Source organism: Microbulbifer variabilis, assembly GCF_052468405.1.
Genome location: NZ_CP174343.1, coordinates 2,455,810 through 2,472,769, shown reverse-complemented (window position 1 = coordinate 2,472,769; position 16,960 = coordinate 2,455,810). Strand labels below are relative to the sequence as shown.

The 16,960-nt window shown below is 45.0% G+C and carries 20 protein-coding genes and 1 tRNA gene; 9 read left to right on the top strand and 12 right to left on the bottom strand.

Annotated elements, in window-relative coordinates:
• Nucleotides 1-58 precede the first annotated feature (58 nt).
• Nucleotides 59-577 carry a MaoC/PaaZ C-terminal domain-containing protein gene (locus ACJJJB_RS11330; RefSeq protein WP_445364926.1) on the top strand — a complete coding sequence of 173 codons (519 nt, stop codon included), beginning with the start codon at nucleotides 59-61 and terminating at the stop codon, nucleotides 575-577.
• Nucleotides 578-791: 214 nt separating this feature from the next.
• Here the strand turns inward: ACJJJB_RS11330 and ACJJJB_RS11325 are convergent, their stop codons facing one another.
• From ACJJJB_RS11325 to ACJJJB_RS11300, 6 genes are all read right to left on the bottom strand, one after another.
• Nucleotides 792-1,091, bottom strand: a complete 300-nt coding sequence (locus ACJJJB_RS11325; protein WP_445364925.1) for a hypothetical protein — start codon at nucleotides 1,089-1,091, stop codon at nucleotides 792-794.
• A 291-nt stretch (nucleotides 1,092-1,382) separates the two neighbouring features.
• Complete coding sequence (locus ACJJJB_RS11320; protein ID WP_157533484.1) at nucleotides 1,383-1,667, bottom strand: hypothetical protein; 285 nt, start codon at nucleotides 1,665-1,667, stop codon at nucleotides 1,383-1,385.
• Nucleotides 1,668-2,120: 453 nt separating this feature from the next.
• Nucleotides 2,121-2,987: an AraC family transcriptional regulator gene (locus ACJJJB_RS11315; protein ID WP_445364924.1), complete on the bottom strand. Its 867-nt coding sequence runs from the start codon at nucleotides 2,985-2,987 to the stop codon at nucleotides 2,121-2,123.
• 164 nt (nucleotides 2,988-3,151) lie between these two features.
• On the bottom strand, nucleotides 3,152-3,694 hold the full coding sequence (locus ACJJJB_RS11310) for a hypothetical protein (protein ID WP_020413276.1): 543 nt from the start codon (nucleotides 3,692-3,694) through the stop codon (nucleotides 3,152-3,154).
• Complete coding sequence (locus ACJJJB_RS11305) at nucleotides 3,694-3,969, bottom strand: hypothetical protein (protein ID WP_020413275.1); 276 nt, start codon at nucleotides 3,967-3,969, stop codon at nucleotides 3,694-3,696. The genes ACJJJB_RS11310 and ACJJJB_RS11305 overlap by 1 nt, the downstream gene beginning before the upstream one ends.
• Before the next feature lie 195 nt (nucleotides 3,970-4,164).
• Nucleotides 4,165-4,698 (bottom strand): mechanosensitive ion channel domain-containing protein, encoded by a 534-nt coding sequence (locus ACJJJB_RS11300; RefSeq protein ID WP_445364923.1) that lies wholly within the window; start codon nucleotides 4,696-4,698, stop codon nucleotides 4,165-4,167.
• Nucleotides 4,699-5,002: 304 nt separating this feature from the next.
• On the opposite strand from ACJJJB_RS11300, the gene ACJJJB_RS11295 reads away from it, so the two are divergent.
• Nucleotides 5,003-5,392, top strand: a complete 390-nt coding sequence (locus ACJJJB_RS11295; protein WP_353376669.1) for a LexA family protein — start codon at nucleotides 5,003-5,005, stop codon at nucleotides 5,390-5,392.
• Entirely contained in the window at nucleotides 5,393-6,646 is a 1,254-nt protein-coding gene (locus ACJJJB_RS11290) for a Y-family DNA polymerase (RefSeq protein WP_444946501.1), read from the top strand. It begins immediately after the preceding gene.
• 411 nt (nucleotides 6,647-7,057) lie between these two features.
• Here the strand turns inward: ACJJJB_RS11290 and ACJJJB_RS11285 are convergent, their stop codons facing one another.
• From ACJJJB_RS11285 to ACJJJB_RS11260, 6 genes are all read right to left on the bottom strand, one after another.
• Nucleotides 7,058-8,212 carry a patatin-like phospholipase family protein gene (locus ACJJJB_RS11285; RefSeq protein WP_020413271.1) on the bottom strand — a complete coding sequence of 385 codons (1,155 nt, stop codon included), beginning with the start codon at nucleotides 8,210-8,212 and terminating at the stop codon, nucleotides 7,058-7,060.
• A gap of 339 nt (nucleotides 8,213-8,551) precedes the next feature.
• Nucleotides 8,552-9,544, bottom strand: a complete 993-nt coding sequence (locus ACJJJB_RS11280) for a right-handed parallel beta-helix repeat-containing protein (protein ID WP_282953055.1) — start codon at nucleotides 9,542-9,544, stop codon at nucleotides 8,552-8,554.
• Between the two features lie 147 nt (nucleotides 9,545-9,691).
• Complete coding sequence (locus ACJJJB_RS11275; RefSeq protein ID WP_353376672.1) at nucleotides 9,692-10,120, bottom strand: DUF2267 domain-containing protein; 429 nt, start codon at nucleotides 10,118-10,120, stop codon at nucleotides 9,692-9,694.
• A 102-nt stretch (nucleotides 10,121-10,222) separates the two neighbouring features.
• Complete coding sequence (locus tag ACJJJB_RS11270) at nucleotides 10,223-11,215, bottom strand: right-handed parallel beta-helix repeat-containing protein (protein ID WP_353376673.1); 993 nt, start codon at nucleotides 11,213-11,215, stop codon at nucleotides 10,223-10,225.
• Nucleotides 11,216-11,491: 276 nt separating this feature from the next.
• Nucleotides 11,492-11,568 (bottom strand) — tRNA-Arg (locus ACJJJB_RS11265).
• Nucleotides 11,569-11,775: 207 nt separating this feature from the next.
• Nucleotides 11,776-12,801: a serine-rich family protein gene (locus ACJJJB_RS11260; RefSeq protein ID WP_444946502.1), complete on the bottom strand. Its 1,026-nt coding sequence runs from the start codon at nucleotides 12,799-12,801 to the stop codon at nucleotides 11,776-11,778.
• 1,238 nt (nucleotides 12,802-14,039) lie between these two features.
• On the opposite strand from ACJJJB_RS11260, the gene ACJJJB_RS11255 reads away from it, so the two are divergent.
• From ACJJJB_RS11255 to ACJJJB_RS11230, 6 genes are all read left to right on the top strand, one after another.
• A complete protein-coding gene (locus ACJJJB_RS11255) occupies nucleotides 14,040-14,432 on the top strand; it encodes a hypothetical protein (RefSeq protein WP_444946503.1) in 393 nt (130 codons plus the stop codon).
• Nucleotides 14,433-14,497: 65 nt separating this feature from the next.
• Entirely contained in the window at nucleotides 14,498-14,866 is a 369-nt protein-coding gene (locus ACJJJB_RS11250; RefSeq protein WP_353376677.1) for a hypothetical protein, read from the top strand.
• A 96-nt stretch (nucleotides 14,867-14,962) separates the two neighbouring features.
• Nucleotides 14,963-15,247: a hypothetical protein gene (locus ACJJJB_RS11245; RefSeq protein ID WP_353376678.1), complete on the top strand. Its 285-nt coding sequence runs from the start codon at nucleotides 14,963-14,965 to the stop codon at nucleotides 15,245-15,247.
• Between the two features lie 94 nt (nucleotides 15,248-15,341).
• On the top strand, nucleotides 15,342-15,662 hold the full coding sequence (locus ACJJJB_RS11240; RefSeq protein WP_353376679.1) for an SMI1/KNR4 family protein: 321 nt from the start codon (nucleotides 15,342-15,344) through the stop codon (nucleotides 15,660-15,662).
• 81 nt (nucleotides 15,663-15,743) lie between these two features.
• A complete protein-coding gene (locus ACJJJB_RS11235) occupies nucleotides 15,744-16,094 on the top strand; it encodes a hypothetical protein (protein ID WP_444919110.1) in 351 nt (116 codons plus the stop codon).
• Between the two features lie 89 nt (nucleotides 16,095-16,183).
• Nucleotides 16,184-16,708, top strand: coding sequence for a hypothetical protein (locus tag ACJJJB_RS11230; protein WP_353376681.1), 525 nt, complete (start codon nucleotides 16,184-16,186; stop codon nucleotides 16,706-16,708).
• The last annotated feature ends 252 nt before the right edge of the window (nucleotides 16,709-16,960 follow it).

Genomic DNA, 16,960 nt, shown 5'->3' with positions numbered 1-16,960 from the left:
TGTGCGTGAAGTAGGAACCTTGGAGATTTTTTAAGGGGAAGAATTACAGGAGAATATCGTGAATTTTAAACCATATAAAGAAATTGAAGAAAACCGATTTCGAGAGGATTTTGGCTTCTATTTTGAAGACTTCGAAGTTGGACTGGTGATAGAGCATCGCCCTGGTAGAACCTTGACACGAGCTGACAATGTCTGGATGACACTACTTACTATGAATACTGCTCAGTTGCACTTTGATGCGCACTATGCTGAGCGTACAGAGTGGAAATTGCCACTGGTAGATAGTACTTTAACCTTGGCAATCATAACTGGCATGACTGTTAATACGATTAGTAAAAAGGTTGTGGCCAATTTGGAATGGGATAAAGTAAAGTTGTTAAAACCAGTCTTTGAAGGGGATACTATTTATGCTGAAAGTGAAATTATCTCTAAGCGTGAATCGAAGTCGCGGCCCGCTCAAGGTATAGTTACCGTTGAGACTAGAGGTATCAAGCAGAATGGTGATATATTTATGACGTTCTTAAGAACTGTGCTGGTTTACAGAAGAGGGCACACACCGGATTATGCTATTCTTTAGCAGCCTTTGATTGTAAGGTTGTATAAAATATTGTTACATAAAAAATGTGATTTTACTGCAGTTAGCGCCGATGAACTGAAGTGCCTACTTAAGGTGGGCCTATATGAGCACCCTGACACTAAATACTTAATTATCTATTTTTGACAGTTTTAAGTTTAGTCATTGAGTGATCAATACCCACGGGAAAAATAGGATAGCAAGTTTGAAATACTGCCTAATATAAGCACAATCTGGCTCCACAGGAGTATCTTGCAGCGAGATCGTGAGTTTCTGAAGGGCTTCCCAATTTGAAAAAAACAACAACTATAAGCCCCATGATAATTGGCGCTAAGCCTCCCCCTATGCCAGCGGCAATGTTTCCTGTGCGCAAGAATTGGCCGAGAAAGGCTGCGGTAAAGGCGAGTGCTATAGAAAGTAATAGAAATAGAACTAGAGTAGCCCCGGCCTTGTTGGTTTTAGTACCATCAAGAGTATCACTATTTGATATTGATGCTGAGGAAGCATTTTTATTCATAGAATTTTATCCATTTGGTTGTTTCTAATTGGTACGGCGCATATTTAATAGGGTTCCTGGAAAAAATTTCCTAGTAACAACTCACTTAGGGTATCATGCTTGCAAGTCGTTTCTAATACGTCTTATTACATCGAGCCTATCTTGTTTTACGTAGTCTGATATTGCAGGATGAATCAGCGTGAACTTAGAAGTCTGTTGTTTGCGCAGAGTTTTATTGAGGTTTAATAAATAGAGGTTTGTAAAACGATAATTGAGTGCTAACTATCTAGGGGGAATTTTACCTTGTGGAAGTTAGTAATCGTAATTGTCGTATCCAGATCGATATTTTGAATCAAATTTATCATAATAGAAATCTACCCTGTTGCCTTCACGGCAGATAACATCGCAGTGGCTTTGATTTTCAACACAGATATTTTGTGGTCTTTCATTATCACGAATGCACTTGCGGTAGATATCTCTACAGGTATGCTGACAGCGACTGACGATCTCACGTTCGTAAAGAGTTTCGCCCCGGGTGACTTGGGGTGCCAGTGTAATAGCGAACCCTGTAAGTAGAATCGGAAGCACTCTCTTCATAACTGTGTTAGCCCCTGCTATGTCCACTCTGGGTGGACTAACACGCTAAAGATAATGTTTATCTGACCAGGGGACAAAAAACTCTAAGATTATTTTGTGATTAGCACGTATTTTGTATGCCTGTTTCTATAAGTATCCTGGTAAACATATTACATAACGTGATTGTTCTGTTAGGAGACTGGCTATTCACTTATCCCTATGTCGGCTTAGTATCGTTAAAGAGTATCCCTGCCTGCTGTTTAAAACACTATTGAAGGAAATACAGTTTCAGCACTAGCTGCAGCTGTTGCCAGTTGATAGAGGCTGTTTGAGGAAAGATTGGTAATTTTACCTTGGTCACTCTCCGGGGTGAGCGAGCCTCAAAGAGTTTTGCATTTCGCTGGCTGAGTTTCCCTTACTATGGGAAAAAGGTGTAGGCCGAAGTCAGTTTGCGCCTAGTGATTGAGGGTGCGCTTATTCTATTGGCAAAAAAATATCCGTAATCATTTCACTCTCTTTCACCTCTGGAAAGAATTTCACCCTCTCCAGAAAAATCGGGAAGTTTCGCAGTGTGAAATTAGACACTTCCAGCCAGTCTGAATATAGATAGCTTACGGTGATACCTATTGTGTCATCACTGCCGATATGCCTGATAACCGCACACTTACCAGCGGGAATAGTCTTGCTCTTGATGCCATGGTTATCCTTCTTCACTGGATATGATACTGAACAGCAGACATCATACTGGTACTCACCCGGTTCTGTTGTTGCCGGATCATTATAGAGAAGATTGAATGTCCTGCTTGTAGCCGGTGTTAGCCCCTGTGATTTCCTCCACTCAATAAATTTTCTAATGGTTGTGCTAAGTAGATTTGGTGGCCCCTTGTGCTCCAGGGCCGCTACCAAAGTTTCGGGAAAGTCTATGATGGTCACTTGGATTTTGTCCTGGCTTCTCATTATCTGTGTTCTCAATGTCAGAATAGGCTGGTAGCGGGAAAGCCAATGGTCCCAGTTTGGTGACAGCCGGAACTTTGATGGGCTCTGACCAAAGTGCTTTTTGAATGCCCGAGAGAAAGCTTCATGGCTGTCATAGCCATTTTCCAAAGCTATATCCAGAATCCTTCTGTCTGTGCGATAAGCCAGCTGGTAAGCGCTACGCTTAAGCCTTAACAGCCTGACAACGGCCATTAAGGGCATGCCAAAATATGCTGAGCATTGGCGATGAAAGTGATACCTGGATAACTGGGTGAGCCCGCATAGCTGGTCGATATCCAGCTCGGTATCAAGGTTGGCTTCGATATAAGCTAGTACTTGCAGAAATTGTTCCCGATAACTGGCCATACTTGCCTTCCTCCCCTTTGGTAATGGAATACTATAACGACAGGGTTACTAAGGCTTGATCAATCTTGCTGACTAGAGTTGAGGGTTGGTTTGTCTAACTTGAATGGGGGTAAATGGGAAAGTGGTGGGGGCTTAGCCCCCATTTGAGTACTAGCGGATGCCAGTTAGCAGGGGGTGGATGATCGCTTAAAGGTGTTGACCATCATTTTTGCCTCTTTGAGGCTACTGAGATAACCCTTGAGGGAATTTACTCCGGCTTTAACCCCGAGTGAGCTCAACTTCATAACCAGTGAGAGGGCGAGCTCTGATTTGAGATAGGGCGTGAATGCCAGGAATGCCTTGAAGATAGAACAATGTATTCTGTTTAGCAGGTTCTGTATTTCTTTGTTGCTGGTAGAGATCTTTTCAGCCTTTTTTTCGAAAGCCTTCAGCTCATCCAGGTACTCCACAAATAAACGGAAGTTGAATACAACGGTTCTATGCTCCTTGTACTCCGCAATGATAGTACTCAGGGCATCGTTAATTTTTCTGAGGGCGATATAATCTGTTCTGGAGAGACTCTCATAGGAGTTAGAGAGATACGTAATGGTATCTCTCCGCAACTGACAAAACTCGAACAAGTGCTGGTCGTGTTTTCTCATTTCCCAAAGCCGATATATCTGGATTGAAATGAAGAAAAGAGCAAGGGCTAACAATATGTAGAGCACTACTCAAACTCCTTTTCATTAATTGGCTTTCTCGGTGCCACTTTTCTGGTGGGCGGGGAATAGGAGAAGGCATTATCCATCAGCTTCAGGAACCTGTCTCGATACTCCCTATTATCTGCCGCTAGTCGATCAATTTCAACTTGACGATCTTTCAGTCGCCCGCTGTACATCCAGAAAAGTAAATAATGTGCAAAGATGAAAAATACGACAAACAGACCATTTTTCAGGCCCATTTCTTGGATAAAGTGGAGTATATCCTTGAGGGTATCGGTCATGTAGTCCCTTAAAGCCAATTTTACAGATTCATGCGCATTTTTAACTATTGAGACTATTGAATCAACTTGATACGAACCACTGTTGCCGATAATGGGGACTCGTGTGCAAATTACTGGGATATGGGAGAGCCGGGGGAGCTACGTCTCGGCCCTCTGTTATTGAGCTGGGTATGGTAAAAAGCGGGGACCTGGGTATTACTGTACTTCTGCCGGGCGTGACTCCGCTGGCTCTTTGTTATCCTCAGCCTTACTCTTTTCGGGATTTTTTATTACGCCTTTCTGGAGTATTAATGTGTTCGGATAGGTGATCAACTCTTCCCTTCTCCTGATTAATACATGGAAGAGCGTGATTTCCTCAATAATCCCGGAAATGTCGTCGTCCTTATCCATTACCTGGATTTTGTCACCCACACGATAAGGAAAATCGAAGAAAATAATCAGGCTGGCGGTGATATTGCTCAGAATTGACCACTGGGCAAAGAGCGCCACGCCAATTACAGCAAATACCGAAGAGAGGAAGATGGAAACCTGGGTATATTCAAATCCCAAAGCACTGATCAGCAGTGCCAAGTGAAATCCCAGTAGCGCAATGCCCACAGTTTTGGAGATGTATTTCAGGCGGTAGGGTTTCACTGCCTTGGCGCCGCCTAACTTTTTGATGGCGGAAGAGCTCAATCTCATGCAGATAAAATAAGAAGCCACAATCAGTGCAGCGACCAATAAATTCATATTTGTGTCTCTCTCTTTGTGCTGGGGCAGGCTTATCGAGGGGTTCCAGTGGGCTATTGATCGAGTAATAACAGGCCCTGTTATCTGGGTTTTGCCTATGGGGCCGGATCATAGTCCCAGAGTGTCACGCTGCCAAGCGGCTTGAGGGTAACTGGTGGGCTGGCCTTTGGTGTCAGACTCTACCTCTCCTTGGCCACCATTGGATGTTAGTGAGCACTTCCCGGCCCTGTGGTCACTTAATTCTCTTGCCGGTGTCACTTTTCAGCCTCTAAACTGTATTTATATACAGTATTGGTGTTCCCTAATGAAACTGACCCCTTTATACAGCCATGGTGTTGCAGCAGGCTTCCCCTCTCCCGCGGATGACCACAGGGAGGATTCACTAAGCCTCGACCAACACCTTATTACCCGGCCCGCTGCCACTTTTATGGCGCGTGCCAATGGGGACTCAATGCAGGGCCTGGGCATCTTTGACCGGGATCTCCTGATAGTAGACCGCTCACTGGAGCCGGCTCAGGGGGATGTTGTGGTAGTTGCCCTGGATGGACAGCTCGCCTGCAAGGTCCTGGACCGCTACCGGGGGCGCCTGCTCTCCGCCAATGATCGCTACCCTCCGATACCTATCAGGGAGGGGCAGGAGCTCGTTGTGGAAGGGGTGGTAAAGGCATCCATTCGCTACCATCGATCTTGCTGAATGCTGGCATTGGTGGATTGCAACAGTTGCTACGCCAGCTGTGAACAGATTTTTCGGCCGGACCTGCGGGGTAGGCCAGTGGTGGTGTTATCAAATAACGATGGCTTTGTGGTAGCGCGTTCCAAAGAGGCCAAATTGCTGGGTATCGGTGATTTGGAACCTTTCTTCAAGATTGAACATTTGCTGCGGCATCATGATGTTGCCATTTTTTCCAGTAACTACCCTCTCTATGGTGATATCTCTCACAGAGTCATGACAACCCTGCGGGACTTTAGCCCAGAGGTGGAGGTGTACAGTATTGATGAGATGTTCCTCAATCTGCAGGGCCTGCGGGAGGACTGGGTCGAGTACGGGCAGGGAATACGTCGAACCCTGTGGCGGGATGTACGTATGCCGGTGGGAGTTGGAATTGCCCCCAGCAAAACCCTGGCCAAGTTGGCGAACAGAGCGGCGAAGAAGATTCCCAAATGCGATGGGGTCTGTGTCTTGGATGGCCCGCAACGTTGGCAATGGCTGCAGAGACGCATACCAGTTGACAAGGTGTGGGGAGTTGGTCGGCGCTTGGCCAAACGGTTAGGGGAATTTGGCATTGTAACTGCCTATGACCTGGGGCAGGCCAACCCCAAAATTTTACGCAGGCGTACCAATATTAATATTGAGCGAACTATCGAGGAGTTGAATGGCTCTCCCTGTTTCAGCCTGGAAGAGCAGCCCGCGCCCAAGAAGCAGATTTATTGCACCCGCTCATTTGGGGAAAAGCTCACCGAGCTGCCGCCCCTGTTACAGGCTATTACACTCTATGCGAGTCGGGCGGCAGAGAAATTGCGTGCGCAGGAATACCTGGTAACAGCGATTCACCTGTTTCTGCATACATCCCCGCATGAGCCCAACTACTACAGCCGCAGCACCGTGGTGCGATGTCCTTACCCTACGGATGACACCCGCTTAATTGCCAGTTTGGCGAAGGGGGCCATAAGGGAACTCTATCGTCCGGGACACCGTTTTATGAAAGCTGGGGTGGGGCTGGTTGAGTTGGTACCCAAGACTTTGGGGCAGGGTGATCTATTCGCCATCGGGCAGCCGGCCCGTGCTGGTATGATGATGCAGACACTGGACCGGGTTAATCAGCGCTTTGGCAGTGGCACTTTGTTTTTAGGTGCTGAGGGTATGCAAAAGCAGTGGAAGATGCGGCAGGCCTATCGCTCACCGGCCTACACAACGCGTTTCGAAGCTCTGCCGGTAGTTAATATTTAAAGGGCAGGCAGCAGCATTAAGGTCTGTATTTGCGGTATGTATATCGGGTGTTCCATTCATATTGCAGTTCTTGATTGCTGTGGGGGTGGTATTTAGTGGGGCGTTTCAGTGAAAACAGAAGGCGGGTCTGAGGACCTTATGGTTTGCCAATTGTTTGGCAGAAATCATGCTGGGCAAGTTAATGCGGTGATAAAGTTTGCACTAACCCTATTGTTGGAAAAGGCCCGAGGGAAAGCTTCCAATTCCATTAGTACAAAATATTAACGCCTTCATGATTAAGGTTGACAGCGAGTAGAAGACGGCAGCAGGTAGAATTAACGCTAAGCTCGTGCCGCTAACTCAATCTTTAGTTTAACCCTGCCTTTAGCATCTGGAAGAACGATAGCAGAAAGGTATTACGAGACCGGTGCACTAATTTTGCTGTTCCAAATGCTTAATAATTCTCTCTAAAGCCGGGCGATTTTCTTCAATTAGCTGGTCGGCATAGGCTCTCAGGTGCCCTTTGGAGCCGGCGTCAAAGATGCCTACAAAAGGTTCTGCAATATCTATATCCAGAAAATCATATTCGATGCGCCCCTTGGATGAGAGAGACTTGGCAATTTCCAGTGTAAAAACCTGCTGGTGATCCATGGACAATTGAATATTAGAGAAGGCATCTCTCAGCCAGCGTAAACGCCCCCAGTTTTTTATTTGGTCATAACTGATTTTCGCCCCCGCAAGAGGTGGATTGCCAGCACCCAGGATCAGTAAATAGTAATTTTTCCCGGGGAATTCGTTAATGATATCCAACAAAATCAGGCTGGTTGGGTTGTTGATAGCCATACCCGCATCGGCGAAAAAACGGTGTTTTGTCTCCCCATCCGGAGCCCTGAAAATTACTGGTGGGAAGGCCGTCTCTGCACTGACAGAAGCTGTAACCAATTGGTAAGTGGTATTGGTTGGTAGGTCGGTGACAGAAGTTCCTCGGTTTTTAAAAAGGTGGATTTTTCCACTGTGTACATCCAGGGCGGGAATAATGACGTAGTTTTTTAAATCAGTAAATGGAAGGTGTTTTGAGTAGTGCTTCGCCAAGGTCTCGTGTAAACGGTCCCCGAGAAAAGAAGGGGAAAAAAGTCCTCCTGCAGTGAGTATCTTATGATACCACGGAGAGGAAAATACATAATCGGTATCCTCCCGATAGACCTTTATCATGTATTCAGTGGCTGACAGGTCTCCGCCACGGTATTCAAGGAGAGATTTAAATGGAACATTAACCCCGGTGGCAATTGCCGCTCCGGTAGAAACCCCGCTAAAAACATCGAATAGCTCACTAACAGGTTTACCAAGGCGGGACTCCAAGTACTGGATTATATAAAGTGGAATGAGGCCGCGAACTCCGCCACCTTCAATAATGAGAATATTGATAGTGTCTTTTTTTTCGATATCTGCCGTGCTTTTTATGAACTCTTCAGTCACGGAGGTTCTTTCAAATATAGCCGTCTGAGTGAATCGGGTATTGTAGATATATGCAATCGTGATATAGAGGGCGACTAAAATTAATAGACTGATGAGTACTTTTTTGGCCATGATTTTTTCATTGCAGCTAAGGATAAAAGCTCCAGCCGTGGAGGTTGCAATTCAGAGTCATTTCATCGGGTTCCTACCAGTGCTTAAATAGTATTCTCGAGTAGTGACGCTAAACAATGATAGATGATAAATATAAGCCAGCTGTGCGGTAGCAGTTAAGTATTTTATGTGGAGTGCGGAGGTTATTCTTTACGCTCTAAAAGTGGATAGTGATAATGTGGGTATTGGTAAGAATGGCGCTAAATAGCCGGGGAGCGGTAGTTTGTAAGAGGTTAGAGAGAGCAAAGAAAAGGGGAAAGCGGACTTTCCCCACTATAACAAACGAAGAGGATTCAGTCTTTAGCGTAGACACATGGGGTTGGCGGATTCAAACTGATTTCCCAGCCAACGATTACTTCCGGTGCAGTTTGGATCAAACAGATCAATCAGGTCAAATTGCTGATTGCCAGATAAAATGTTGCCAAGAATCTGGTAGTTGGAGCTATTTGGGTCAGTCAGGACGATACCACCATAGTTGGGGGAGGCATTAGAGCCGTTGTTTGTTACGAAGTTCGTGCTAATTTTACCACCATTCCCGCCGCTGATATTAATACCAATCTGGCCATTACCGGTCACAGTATTTTGGGTAACTGTGGCAAAGTTACCATTGATGATTACTCCGGTTTGACCATTATTTTCAAAGGTATTTTGCGCAACAATGATATGATCTCCGTCCAGCTCTAAACCGTCTTCACTAAACCCCGCCACATAACTAAATGTCAGCGTATTGCGCAGGCCAAGTATTTCAACGCCTTCGTCACCATCGCCTAAGATGGTGCACCCGGAGACTATATTGTCATTTCCCAACACCTCTACACCATCTGAAACAGTGGAACCGGCGACTCCGGTGATGGAAGTGTCAAGCAAAATATTACCGTCGCTAAATAATAGGACTCCATTCCTAATAACATCTGTCATCGTCATATTGCTGATCTGATGGAAGCCATCGCCCATGGCTACGACGCCATTGAGGCAATTATTAAGTGTGCCATTGCTGACTCTTGCAGCGGTACCTTGTAATTCGACAGCTGTAAACTCTGTGGCGACGGGATCTAGTGTGGAGCAGTTAATTGCGAACCCATTCATATTAAGAATGCCGGCAGGGCCCTGCACGGTAAGTGCAACTGGAGTTGCCTGGCTGAGTTCGCAATTTAGATTACCTGTTAATGTAGTTGGCGAAGTTATAGTGTCGCCACAGCTAACCGCGAATACGTGGAGGGAAAATAGCGATCCAGCAATGAGTACCGCGACACTTTTTATGGCGTTTCCTAAGTTGAAGCCATAACCTTTCATCTGGAACTCCTTTCCAAAAGGGCAAGTGATTTAAATATTTAAAGCATAGCCATTAGTGACCTATTTGCGTGAGTAGCAGTATATTGACCTTTGGTAAGGTGTATGAAGTTTGGGTTATTTGGAATAGTTATATTAGCGGAAGGTATTTTATCTATTGTCGATCGACCAAAATGCTTTTGCCTCTGGGGGCAAAGTATCCAGTACTCGATCAAAGACTGTTTCATCAACATGTTTTCTCAATGCCCAGGCAACGTCCTTGATTGCGTTGTCGGTAGAAAAGTTATGATCCGGGCGAAGGTTCCTGACTTCCTGTGTCATAGTTTGTAAATCTTCAAATGGCTTTTGCTTTTCTGTGACATCCCATTGTTCAACAAAAAGGGCTCGCAGGCATGGGGGGAGTGCTTGGGAGAACCTGATGGCATCCTCCAGGGAAAGGCGGCGACGGAACACCTGAAAGACACCCTGGGTCATTGTGAAAGTAACATGAGTGCTCCATAAGTTGGCTTGATTTCGTGCATCGATAAGATATTCATAAAATTTATCTCGGGAGCGCTGATATTCTGCAGGAACAGGCAAATTCTTATACCCAGAAGTATGAATCGTTAACTTAATATGAGGGTTGTACCGGGAAAAAGGAATTGAATCCCTTTTCCCGGTAAGAATCAAGCGGTGACGCCGTTAATTCAAGCAGCCTGGATTGGCGCTTCCAAACCGATTTCCTTCCCAAATGTTGGTTCCGGTGCAGTCTGGGTCAAAGAGGTCAGACAAGTCATATGGCTCATTGTCAAAAACAATATTCCCAATGATTTGATTTCCGGCTGCTGCCTCATCAGTAACCACAATTCCACCAAACCCCTCTGAGAGATTAGAGCCATTTTCGATTACGGTATTCTGGGTAATCCTGCTACCCACAGTGTTATCAATCTCAATTCCGATTTCGGCATTAGACCTAACAACATTTTGCCCGACTGTGGCGAAATCGCCATTTACCCTGATGCCATTTTCAAGGTTGTGTTCGATAACATTTTGGGCGATATTGGAATAGTCCCCAATTATTTCAATACCCTCTTCATTAAATCCAGAGATATGGCAGAAGGTAACACTATTGTAGTTTCCACCTACTTCTATACCCTCATCTCCACTACCGCTAATCATGCAGTTATTAATATTATTGTTACTTCCCGCTATCATAATGCCATCTGCATTGGTGGAGCCTGCAAGCCCTGTAAGCATTACATTTGTCACAGTATTGGTTCCGCTGGCTAAGCGAATACCATCCCGGTCAAAATCAATAATTTCAATGTTGGAAATAGAGTGAGTTCCGTGGTCTTCAGCAGAAATCCCATTCTCGCAGCCGGAGATCTTTCCTCCTGATACACTAGCACTTGCCCCCTTCAGAACTATGCCAAAAGACTGCATCTCAAATGGAATCTGAATCGAACAGGAAATTTCAGCATCTTCTAATGTAAGGCTGCCGAAGGGCCCAATTACAGTTAAGGCTACAGGGTTCTCTGCAGTTAGCTCGCAGTTGAGGTCCTGTGTGAGAACTCTTGGTTTTATAATGGTGGCGCCGCACTCTACTGCAAATACTTGTGATGAGCTAAATGATGCTAAGAGAATTAATGAAAAAGTTAGAATTTCTCTCGGCAGGTTAAGTATGTTGATCTTCATGTTGAGTTCCCTTTCAGATGGTTATGATTTTCCGGATGTCACTATAAAAGAGGATCGCCTGATACGTGCTTTGGTAGGTTAGACTTTTTTGGAAGAGTTAATGGTGAGGTTATATCAGAAATGTAGATGGGGCTTTTAAAAGCAGTAGTTTAGATTGGTGTTAAGCCAAGAATATTAATGGTGGATATTACTTCGTCGCTCGGGAGCGGAAGCGCTGGACATTTAACAAGCAAGAAATAAAAAAGGCCTACGCAAGTAGCGTAAGCCTTTTCAATATGGCGCGCTCGGGAGGATTCGAACCTCCGACCGCCTGGTTCGTAGCCAGGTACTCTATCCAGCTGAGCTACGAGCGCGTCGAGGAGGCGCACAATATAGATAGGCAAAGATAGAGTCAAGCATTTTCTTCATTCTAGATGCATATTTTGACATTTAGTGACCTGGAGGCCTGTTTATGCGGTCTTCTTTGGAAACTGTAAGGAGCTTATCTAAGAAGGGTAGGCAGGAAGCCCCCCTGTAGGGCTTCCTGAAGCTCATGCGAGACTTGCCAGGTTGTTTGGTGATTACTGATTGATCGTACCGCTATTGTTTGCTCCCAGCTGGGTCACGTTAGCAAGTTGTGAGACACCATTTTGGTTGGCTGTAAGGCTGTTCAGGCTTCCGCTTTGCAGGGAGGTTAAAGTATGGCTCATACCACCCTGATTAGATACAACAGAATTTTCCATACCACTCTGGGTGGTCCATGAGCGAATTAGCGAACCTGCCTGAAAAATATTTTGCGTATTTAGCATACCTTGCTGGTTAATATTTAATTGACTTAAGGAGCTACTGAATTGATTAGCCTGTACTGAATTCTGCTCGCCAATCTGGTCAACAGTAGCAAAATTGTTGCTGCCTCCACCTTGGCCAAGGCTTATCATATTCCCTGTGCCAAATTGCGTGGAGCTGGCAAAGTCAGAAGTGCTTAGACTGTGAGATATTCCACTCTCATTTTGATCCCCGATTTGTAAAATCAGTACGGTACCAAAGGAGCTTTGAATCTGTATCGATACCCCGTTATTGTTGCTGCCGTCCTGGGTCATACTCATAAAGTTATTAGTACTGTCTATTTGGGTGAGCGCTGTATTGTTGGAGTCACCCTGCTGCAAAGAAATGGCTGTATCATTAGATGAATTAATTTGGGTGGCGCTTGTGCCATTATTGGCCCCGAAGAGTGTTTGTGACACCGTAGTTCCGGTGGTATTAATCTGAAAATTTGACAGTATGTTTCCATCGCCACTCTGCAAAATAGTCATATTGGAGGATACGGCATTCTCCTGTTCCAAATTGAGAGAGCTATTTCCGCTGCCTATTTGTGTGTGACTGATAGTGCTATTTAAAGTGGTTCCAAATTGAGTTGCGTCTGAGAAATTATTACTACCATTTTGTATTTGTGAAATGGTGCTGCTGTGAGTACTGAGGTCAGCTTGATCAGCCATGGCCATGTTGCCTGTACCGATCTGTTCAACAATAGACGTATTGTTGTCTGCTAACACATGGACACTGGCAATAACAAGTGCAAATGCTGTGACTAAAAGCTGTGGATTCATAAGGCGATCCTTTGGGTGTAAGTGGCAACAGTAATTTGACAGGTATCAGCAGGGCGCGTGTTTGGCTAGTAATTTGGGCAGGTGAAGGACTCTGTGTGAGGATAATTTCAGAACTGAGGCTGGGTGTTTCGGGACTTCTCACCAAGCAGGTTGGGCGCCGGCACGAATAGACTGCAAATGGCCGTAATCCACGATTACTCTGTCAATTATCTTACGGGTAATCCCGTTGCAGCCATCCTTATCGCGACATCCTGATGAGGTCAATCGGTGCAGGGAAAGTGTTGTTGATATGGGGCAAGGTTGCCATGGGAGGTAAGTGCCAAATCACTAGGACAAAAGTTTACGTTTTGTGCAGCTTGGGAGAGGGCGTCGGCGAGGGCTCTTAAGGGCAGATAACAAAAAAGCCCGAACCTTTCGGTGCGGGCTTTCGTGTATGGCGCGCTCGGGAGGATTCGAACCTTCGACCGCCTGGCTGTGCATAGTTCTTTTGCGGCTATGGCGATACCGAGTGGGTGATACTGGCTGTGGTGTTCAGTATTGAAGTGGGCGTATTGCCGGTGCGAAAGCCCGAATTATAGAGCCATGGCTTACATCTACAGAAATTCCCCCCTAACTTATTGATTTAATTGTGGGTAAAATGTGTTCAAGAGTGGGAGGTCGAACCAGACGACTTGAGCTAATGGCTCACTATCTCTGGTTACTATTTAGACAATAGTTTGTAACCTGCTGTAAATAAAAGCTTTTTTGCGGAGCTTGGAGGCTCCCTCCTAGAAATAGTGGCCAAATAGATAGTGAGCCACTGGCTCATTAATAAACTGTTATGTTTCACAAGAATGAATATCGAGAAATTACATAATATAGTCGCTTGCTTCTGCTTACTTATGATTCCTGTAGGTTTCTATATTGGTGGAGAGAGTGGCACAGATGATGGGGCAGAGTTTATATTTCGCTTGGCGGGCATATATCTTCCGTTCTACTGTATTAAATGCATCAAGCTCGGCCGAGAGAATTTCCTCACCATTAACTGGAGCTCTGATGTAGTAACCAAAGACGGTGAGCCTTTTCTATTTTGGCTTGCTATGTTTATGCTGTTCTCATTATCAGGTGTATTTTTGCTACATTAGTATGAAAAAACATAACAAAGCCAAGCACGATCTGCCAGCAGAGCTGGTTGGACCTACATTCCGCAGCTTCGCTGCTACATTTCGGCCCGTGTTGGCGGCGTTATGAGCACTAGCATGGCAAGACGAATAAAACTTTCAGCGCTAATGACACTACTCGCAATAGTGTTGAGTGGTTGCCCTCGAATCGCAGAGATAGATATCTATAACAATACTGGTGTATCAATATCTTTAAATAGCGGGGGAAGTATCACTCATATTTCCCCTGGCGAAGTAAAAGTTATTGTATTTACCTCAAGCAGTTTGGTTGTCAGTTCCGAAATCGGAGAATGGAAATACGGCCGAAATTTGATTACGTATGGGGGCGAAGATGGTGAATACTTCGACGGCACTGTATATTTGCAAATCAATAAAAGTGGCCAAGTCTTTGCTACTAGAGAAAAAGATAAAAGGCCACAATCTGAATTTGAAGCACAGCCAGAGGGTTTCCCAATTGCACCAAGCTCATAACAAGCAAAGGCAGCATCGCCCTGCGGGCTGGACGCGCTGACGCGCGCCGCTGCTTTGAGCGTTACATGTCTATGAAGTTATTGCTATTTATTATTTTTCTAGCTTTTACGCAGATAGCGCTTGGTTCTGTAAGGTGTCCAGATCCCATTCATGGAAGTAAAGAAACTCTACATTCATGGGAGTTATATGGAGGCCTTGGCCATAAGTTCTATGCCGTAAGCCAATACAAGGGCTTTAAAATAAAGGAAGTGGTTATTTTCCTTGATGCAGGCAATAAAAATCCTGGTGCTTCGATCCCGATGAAATTCACTGTTCAAGGAGGGAAGGCTGAAGGAGAGTTTGATATCTCTGGAAACTGGGAAAGGGTTGAAATTGTTGCTTATTATGGGGAAGGAATCTGTGATCCCAAAATTGCAGTCAGTGTCAGTATGTAACAAGCCGCAGCAATCGCTCCCGTTGGTCGCTGGGACAGCCAAAACGCTACGCTTATTTGTCTGCCCCTGTACGGGGCGTTATGTGTCGCGTGAAGTATGAGTAAACCGCCAAAAGAAATCGATGGTGCTCAGGTTCTGGAATGGGCTTGGTCAGGTGACAAGCCATTTGGCGAGCTTCGTTACGAGTCTGGGGAAATTGCGTCCGAAATATTTGGGCTAGCAATTTGCCAGTACGATGAATCTGATGTTATTTACCGATTCAGCTGCGATTCCAGCTGGGAAAAAGAACAAGATTCAGATTACGGTTCTATTGCTGAGGCAAAAGAAAATCTTCCTGAGCAGTATAAGAAAATCGAAGCGCACTGGCAAAAGTATGAGTAAACACATAACAAGTTGCGTAAGTGGGACAAAATGCTGCGCATTTCACCCCTTCGCAAAGCGTTATGCAAAAGGTTAGATCAGGCATCCAAATAAAATGAATGTTACGTTACCTCAAGAATACATAGAGTTTTTAAAGTCATCTGATCAGCTGTGGGGTGAGACGGATTATGAACTTGGTGAGTATTTTGAGTTGGAGCCACTAGATACAATTGAGAAAATGAATAAGGACATAGGCATAGTTCAAGCAGCTCCAGGATTCATTGCCTTTGCATGTGATGGTGGTGGTGAGGTTTTTGTTTTCGATGAGTCTGGCCAAATATTTATATTGCCGCTAATTGGTATGGAGCCGGGAGCCGCTGTTAAACTTGCCTCATCGTGGTCTGAATTTGAAACACATATTGCGCAAAGTGCATAACAAACGCATGCATTTGACCTCCGCTGCGCTGCGGCAAATGATGCGGGCGTTAAGGCATATGCAGACGGGAAGAAATACGAAATGAGAACTCTTGCTACAGCCTTGGTGCTATCCGTTGTTTTGAATTTGTACTTGATTAATTGGTTTGTTGATAAAAGTTATACGATAGAGGCGGTACCTAAATTGAGTGCCGATGTCCGCATCCTAGGGAAGTTTATTAGCCAAAACAGCACCAAGGAATCAGTAGCCGCTATATTAGAAAGTGATCTACCTGACATCAATTTTGAAGATTCAAAGTCTATGGATAAAAATTACGAGACACAGATCCGGCTTCAAAATCAGATAGTGTTCTATTTTGATGAAAATGAACAGCTTGTTGCCGTAGACCACTGGGGAGCTAAGTTATCTCCGTTATGGCAGAAAAAGCCTTAACAATTGCATGTTGTCGGACTGGTTTTCTGCTGCGCTCCAACCAGCCGCAAATATGGGCGTTAACCCTATCCACGCATTGAGCTATTTTCATGGAAGCAGAGATACTAGATCGACCACCATTATCAGGAGATTTTGAAGAGCATAATTTCTCAAAGTCTGGAAATACTGTGTGGGTTAAATTCTTCGATGAAGAGTATCTAGAATGGGTTGGGGTTTTCAGTCAATCAGGCTGGAGTTCCTTTAATACCGTTCTTCGGGTTCCAGGAGAGAAATTGTTTCTTGTTGTTGCAGGTGGGCAAGGCTACTTTGTCGATCCCAATTCTAGAGAGATTGTTTCAGCCACAGAATGGGATGGTATTGATAATATTATCTACAACGAAGAAACTGGATTCTTGGTAGCTACAGACGGCCTTTGTCTCACCTTGTTCAAAGGGTCTAATCTACATTGGTCCGGTGAGCGAGTATCGGCTGATGGTATTAGCTTTACCGGGCAGTCTGGCCCGATTGTAAAAGGGGTTCTTAACGACCTTACTGACGAAGGCTGTGAATTCACTTTTAATGCAAGTACCTGCGAGTTCAAAGCTGCGTGGATACTAGCAGACAATTGGGGTTAACAAGCAAAGGCAGCCGACGCATAAATGCGCGGCTGCTTTGAGCGTTACAAGCCCTAGCAAGGAATATACAATTGATTTGGGTGGCTCTATTTGCAGGAACCATTATGTGGCTAATTCAGAACTATAAAGATAGTAGTGAGCCGGTAATGGCTTTTTGGATTTACCTTGTTAGTACATTGGTTTTTGGATCAATCATGCTCTTCATCGCTGTAAAAACTAATCATTCCCCGTACGTGGTATTCTCAACTTATT